The 7,290-nt window shown below is 28.6% G+C and carries 4 protein-coding genes; all 4 read left to right on the top strand.

What is annotated here, in order from left to right:
* The first annotated feature begins 235 nt into the window (after positions 1-235).
* Complete coding sequence (locus tag B5E58_RS12905; RefSeq protein ID WP_088110056.1) at positions 236-928, top strand: hypothetical protein; 693 nt, start codon at positions 236-238, stop codon at positions 926-928.
* A gap of 94 nt (positions 929-1,022) precedes the next feature.
* Entirely contained in the window at positions 1,023-3,410 is a 2,388-nt protein-coding gene (locus tag B5E58_RS12900; RefSeq protein WP_088110055.1) for a thioester domain-containing protein, read from the top strand.
* Positions 3,411-3,491: 81 nt separating this feature from the next.
* Positions 3,492-6,593 carry an MSCRAMM family protein gene (locus tag B5E58_RS12895; RefSeq protein WP_443080091.1) on the top strand — a complete coding sequence of 1,034 codons (3,102 nt, stop codon included), beginning with the start codon at positions 3,492-3,494 and terminating at the stop codon, positions 6,591-6,593.
* Between the two features lie 107 nt (positions 6,594-6,700).
* Positions 6,701-7,290, top strand: a 590-nt coding sequence (locus B5E58_RS12890; RefSeq protein WP_143597277.1) for a hypothetical protein, incomplete at its 3' end; no start/stop codon positions are given.

Raw genomic sequence — 7,290 nt, 5'->3', positions numbered from 1 at the left:
CCTAATGCATCATAATCAGATGGACCTTCTACTATAATAAAAACAATTTTTTTACGAGCCAATCATATCCCCTGCCTCTCTAAAAGATATATAAGGCTTGCTAACATAAAAGATAATAATAACTTGAGAGATTTTTATTTTAGGGATATTGTATTAGGTGAGCAGAATGAACCAATATATGAAACTACAAATAATTATGAAATCTCATTAGCTTTTAGAGAGGCAGGGGATATGATTGGCTCGTAAAAAAATTGTTTTTATTATAGTAGAAGGTCCATCTGATTATGATGCATTAGGTGTAATTTTTTCTAGACTTTATAATAAAAATGAAGTATATGTTGAAATAACACATGGAGATATAACATCAGATTTAGATTCACAAAAAACAAATATTGTAATAAAAATAGCTAATTTAGTTAAAAAATATGCTAAATCTAATCATTATAAAAATAGTGATTTTCAAGAAATTATTCATCTTATTGATATGGATGGAACATATGTTTCTGATGATATAATACATGAAGATTTAAGTAGAGATAAACCATTTTATACTCTTACAGGAATATATACATCAAAAAGAATACAACTTATAGAACGTAATAGGCGAAAAGCAGATAATATTAATCGTATTTGTTTTGAAAGTAAAATTTGGAGTTCTATTCCATATACAGCTTATTATATGTCATCAAATCTTGATCATGTTTTATATAATAAATTAAACAGTACAGATGATGAAAAAGAAAAAAATTCACTTGCTTTTTCTAAAAAATACAAGGAAGATTTAGATGGTTTTTTAAAGTTCATTCAAGAATCTGATTTTTCTGTAACTAATGATTTCAAAAAATCTTGGGAATATATAAAAGAAGAATTACACTCTCTTGAAAGACATACTAATTTAGGCATATGTTTTGAAAAAATTATAAAATAATTATTATTTATTATAATTAAATATTTTTATATTAATGTTAAAAGAGTTCTGATTTCAGAACTCTTTTTTAATTTCTAAAAAGGAGATGATGTTTGTGAAAATAGCAAAAAAAATTATTTCTATGTTTTTAACTGCTAGTATTGTTATTAGTTGTTGTATTCCAACTTTAGCAAATTATGAAGATGGATTAGTTATTCCAAATGGTAATAATTCATCTAATAGCTATAATGATTTGTTTTGGAATATAGGTAATAATAGTGTTAATAATGATTATATAACAATAGGTAATGGTAATACCTATATTAAAGATGAAACGTCAAATGAAGAAAATGATGTTATTATAGAAGAGATAGAAAAACCTATAAATTATGATTATCCTGAAACTGTTTTAAATACTGATGTGGATTTAGCAGAAAATTATACAGATATATATGGTACAGATTCTATACCAAAAGCTCGTTCATCAACAGGTTCTGGGGTATATGACTATCTATATGCAAATGGTGGCTATATGACTATTACAGCAGATAAACCATTAAACAATATATTACAGTATAATGGAAATATTGTAAGTAACATTCATATTGCAAAATGGGTATCAGATGATCCTTCAATTTTAGAATATCCTGCATATTGTAAAAATCCTGGATGGAAAGGAACAGCACAACACCAAGACGGTAAATATCAGATTGATCCATTAGATAGTATTGGTTCTACTGAAAAAATAATTCTTGGTATTGCAAGAGCAGGCTATCCATATAAAACACCGGAACAATTAGGTTGTCAAAGTGTTGATGAAGCATACTATGCAACACATGGTGCTATACATACAGCTATTGTAGGTGGTTCGTTAGATAAATGGTCAATTAAAAGTGGTGATGAAGCAAGAAATACAAGAGTACTTGAAGCATTAAAGAAAATATATAACGAAGGCATATCAAATCCTTATACACCACCTAAGTTTACAGCAAAACTTTCACCAGTAAGTGGTTCTGAAACAGCAACAGTTGAAGGTGATTGGGTATCAAATACTTATCATTTTACAACTGATATGGAAAGAGATTACTGGAAGTTCAGTATTCTTGGTGATGATTTAATAAGTATGGTTGAAAGTGGTACTATTGAGGTTTATGGAGGAACTAAAAAACTTTCTTTACAAACTAATATAAGCGGTTCTTGGGATACACAAAAAGCTTTTAAAGTACCTATGGGTTATGATGTAACAGTTAAGGTTAAAAAATCAGTTGCCGATTCAACTGGTATTAACTATATGTTTTATGGCACAACAGTAGGTGGAGATTTTAGTAGTAGTGTAAGCTATTTAGGTAATCCAGTAGGGCTTTCAGGTAATTGGCAGGGTTATATTTATAACTTCCTTCCTCAATCAATGGATACTTCCACAATGACATATTCAAAGACACCAGAAGAACCAGATGAACCAGAAGTTTCTGGAGATGGTAGCTTATTAATTGAAAAACTTGATTATAATACAAAAGAAAAAGTAGCTGATGCTGTTTTTAATATACATGGTGTTTCCGATAGTTGTAATCACATTAATATTACAGTAAAAGCTTCAAATGGAGCAACAATACCTATTCTTGGTAATGGTGGAAAAGTAGAACTTTCTGATGGTGTGATAAAATTTACAGGTATACCAGCAGGAACTTATGAAGTAACAGAAGTTTCAGCACCACCTAATTATAGTGTTACAGTAGGTCAAAACTCACAAAGTGTAGAAGTAGTAAATGACTCTGAAATACATCCTAAATTAATATTTGAAAATAAACCATATGGTAGTTTAACAATCAGAAAAATAGATGCTGACACACAGGAAAGTTTATCCGGTTTTTTCTTTAAAGTTATCAATCATACAACAGGCTTTGAACAGACTGTTGAAACAGGAACAAATGGTGAAGTTACTATCGAAGATTTACCAGAAGGCAGCTATGAAGTGATAGAAATAGCATCAAGGTTTGATTATATATTAAATTCTACACCACAAATAGGTGAGGTTGATTGGGGAGAAGAAACAGTTGTTGTAATGGAAAATAAAGCAAAGCCATATATTGAGATTACAAAGATTGACTCTGAAACATCAAAGCCTATTGAAGGTGTATATTTTGAAATAACTCATAAAAATACACAACAAGTATATACAGGAATAACTGATAAAGAAGGTAAAATAAAAATAGATGGTGTTGAAGAAGGTTGGTTTGATATAAGAGAAATTACTCCAGCAAGTGGATATATAGAAAATAATAAGATTTATGAGGTGTATGCTGAAAGTGGAAAGCCTGGAGAAATAACAATTAAGAATACCAAAAAAGCTGGTATATATATAGAAAAAATTGATATTGAAGGTAATCCAATAGAAGGAGTATCATTTAATATATTTCGTTTTGGTGAAGATACACCTGTACCAAACAGTCCAGTAACAACAAATGAAGATGGTATTGCAGAAATAACAGGAATAGAACCATGACATTATCAAGTTCAAGAAGTACAGCCAAAAGACGGATATTTAACTAATAATAAAAAATATGACCTTGTTGTAGAAGAAGGGATTGAAAATACAACAAAAATACAAATTGTAAATCATAGACTTCCTGACTTAACAGTTAAAAAGGTTGATAAAAAAGATCCTGAAAAAGGTCTTGCAGGAGCAGTATTTGAAGTTAAAGAAGTTGACGGTCAAGCTCTTAAAGGAAGTCCTTACACAACGGGAGTTGATGGAACATTTACTATTGAGGATATAGATATTGAAAATGGTGTATCTAAAAAATTAGTAATTACTGAAATTAAAGCTCCTGAAGGCTATGAAATATCTGAACCCAATATACAATATGTAACAATGGAACCTGACAAAGATGTTATATTAACATTTATAAACGATACAAAGCCTAATTTAACAGTTAAAAAAATCGACTCTATAACAAAAGAACCATTAAAAAATGCAAAGTTTGATGTATTTAGAGCAGTAAATCGTTCTCTTGACGGTGAAGTTGTTAAAGTAGGAAGCTATACATCAAATGATAGTGGAGAATTTAAAATAGAAAATGCAGAAACAGGCTGGTATAGAATTATGGAAACTGAAGCACCTTCAGGTTATGTAAGAAAAACAGAGTCTGTTGATGTATTTCTTAAAGCTGGAGAAGATAAAACAATTACATTTGAAAATTCTCCAAAGTCTGCAATTATAATTCGTAAGATTGATGCTGAAACAGGAGAGGCTCTTTCTGGTATAAAATTTGAAGTTAAATATTTAAGTGGTGCAACAGGTACAGGTGGAACAACAATAGGTACATATACAACAGGAATTAATGGTACAGTTATTATTACAGGTCTTAAAGCTGGTGTTTATTCTGTTGCTGAAATAAGTACAGATGATGGGCATATACTTGATGAAACAATACAAACAGCAAGTCTTACAGATGATAATTCTATTGTTACACTTGAATTTACAAATGCACCAAAAGGTGGACTTCTTATAAAGAAATATGACGCTAATACAAAAGAACCTTTAAGCGATGTAATATTTAAGATTACAGATATAAAGGGTGCTGTTGTAGGAGAAAGTAATGGTGAATATAGAACTGATGAAACTGGTACTATTTATATTCCATATCTTACAGGTGGATATATAATACAAGAGGTTAAAACTAAAGATGGTTATATATTGGATAATACAGCAAAAACAATATATATTGAAAAAGGCAAGGTTTACTCACTTGAATTTTTTAATCAGCCATTAAATAGCTTTATTATACAAAAGCTTGATGGTTCAACAAAAGAACCTTTAGCAGGAGCAACTATTAAGGTTACAACAGTAGATGACCAGTTTATAGGTGAGTATGTAACAGATGAAAGTGGTATTATAAGTATATCAGACCTTAAAGCAGGAACATATAAAGTGCAAGAAATCAAAGCTCCTGAAGGTTATAACATTGATAATACAGTTAAACTTGTACATCTCAAACAAAATGAACCACAAAAAATAGAATTATATAATTATCAAAAAGCTTCACTTATTATATATAAAGTAGATAAAACAACACAGAAACCACTTGAGGGTGCTAAATTTAAGGTTGCAAAGATAAGTGGTGAAACAGTAGGAGAATATACAACAGGTTCTGACGGAAAAATAAATATACCTTCTCTTGAACAGGGTTGGTATGTAGTTACTGAAGTAAGTGCACCAAAAGGATATAATCTTGATACAGAAATAAGTAAAAATGTTCAAGTTAAAACATATGAACCTACAACTGTTAAATTTGAAAATTACAAAAATGCTACTTTAAGAATTGAAAAAGCTGATTATGTAACAGGTAAAGCCATTGAAAATGTTGAGTTTACAATAGTAAGAAGTGATGGTAAAACGTATGGTAGTTACAGAACAGACAAACGTGGTGAAATTAACCTTGAAAATATGTTCCCTTCAGGTACATATATTATAAGAGAAACAGATACAGTAAAAGGTTATGCTTTAGATACTAATATAAGAAAAATAACATTAGACTGGGGCGATGATAAACTTATAGAGTGGGAAAACTATCCACTTGCATCTGTAGTAATAGAAAAAACTGATAGTGAAACAGGTAAGCCTATAAGTGGTGTTGAATTTGAAATTTTTAATAGTAATAAGGAGTCTATTGGTAAATATACAACTGATAGTGATGGTATAATTGAGATTTCAAAAATGTTTATTGAAGGTACATATTATATTGAAGAACAACCATTGGAAGGTTATTTACCTATTGAAGGGCTTATGACTGTTAAAACAAAATGGGGTAAAACAACAACTGTTGAAGTTGAAAATGAACCTATTATGGGTAAAGTTAAAATACATAAAACTGCTGAGGATAATAATATAATTACAGGAATTCTTAAAGGTGCAGGTCTTAGAGGTGCTAATTATACTATATATGACTCAAATGGTAAAAAAGTAGAAGTTCTTACAACCGACAGTTTTGGATATGCTACAAGTGGTTGGCTTAGATATGGCGAATATACGATGAAAGAAACAACAAGTCCATTGTATTTCTTACTTAGTGATGAAACAATAAATTTCAAAATTGAAGATGACGGAGAAATAGTTGAAATTGAAAGAACGAACAAAAGTACAAGTCTTAAGACTAATGTTGAGAAATCAGGATATAAAGAAACAATGGGTGGAAGTACAATAAGATATGATATTTATAATATACAAAATAAATCTATTGTACCACTTAATAATTTCTATCTTCATGAAAGTCTTCCAGCAGATGCTGCATATATAACAAGACTTTTTACAGGTACATATAATCAGAACTTAAAATATACAATCTATTATAAAACAAATAAAACAGGTACTTTCAGAGTTTTAAAGGATAATTTATTTACAGATAGAGTATATGAGATTGATTGTACAAAAGGACTTATGTCTGGAGAATATATAACAGATATTAAGTTTGAGTTTGGAACAGTTAATGTAGGCTTTAGAGAAGTTGAAAGACCATTCCTTTATTGTAAAACATATGAAAACTTACCTAATGGATACCAGTTTGTAAACCGAGTTGAAGTTGGAGGAACATACTTAATGGAAAAAGTAAAAGCAGAGGATACATTTACAACAAGTATTTATGCTCCAACAGTGAATAGAGGCAAACTTCCTAAAACAGGATATTAATAGGCAAATTTTATAAAATAGGATGTTAAATTGAAAAGCAAGGATAGTTCTTTTTTAGAGCTATCCTTGCTTTTTTTATTTATTTATAAATAGGAGATGATAGTGCTATGATAATTGTTTTATTATATTTAGGAATAATTATTTTAGTTTATGGATTTTATAATATTATTTCTTACAAAGCATACTTTCCAATTACTAATGCAAGTAAAAATATATATTTCTTAGGACATAGACATAAAATATTATTTTTTTGGAATATAATTTTATTGGAATTAAGCTGTTTTATAGTAAAAAAGTTTAATATAAATAGTTTTGAAGAAAGTAATATAAAAACTGTTTTGTGGGTTAATGGAATTAATTCTAAAATAGATGTATGGATTATATGTAAAATACTTTATTTTATTATGCTTTTTATATTATGTATACCTTTATTATATGTAAGTAATAAGGTATTTTTATATGCGTTAATAATATGTACTATTTATATTTTATCAGAAATATTTATATATTATTTAAAATATTTTAAATACAAGAAGTTATTTGAAAATGAAATAGAATTATTATCATTATTAGGTTCTAAATATTTTGTAAATAATAATAATATTAAAGAATTTATAACCTTAATAAGCAATTTTTCAAAAGAATATTTATGGATTAATACTTTTGAACCATTAATTGAAAATGATGGAGATATAAA

Source organism: Tyzzerella sp. An114 (genome assembly GCF_002161055.1).
Taxonomy (GTDB): domain Bacteria; phylum Bacillota; class Clostridia; order Lachnospirales; family Anaerotignaceae; genus Fimicola; species Fimicola cottocaccae.
This window is presented reverse-complemented; position numbering and strand designations above follow the sequence as displayed.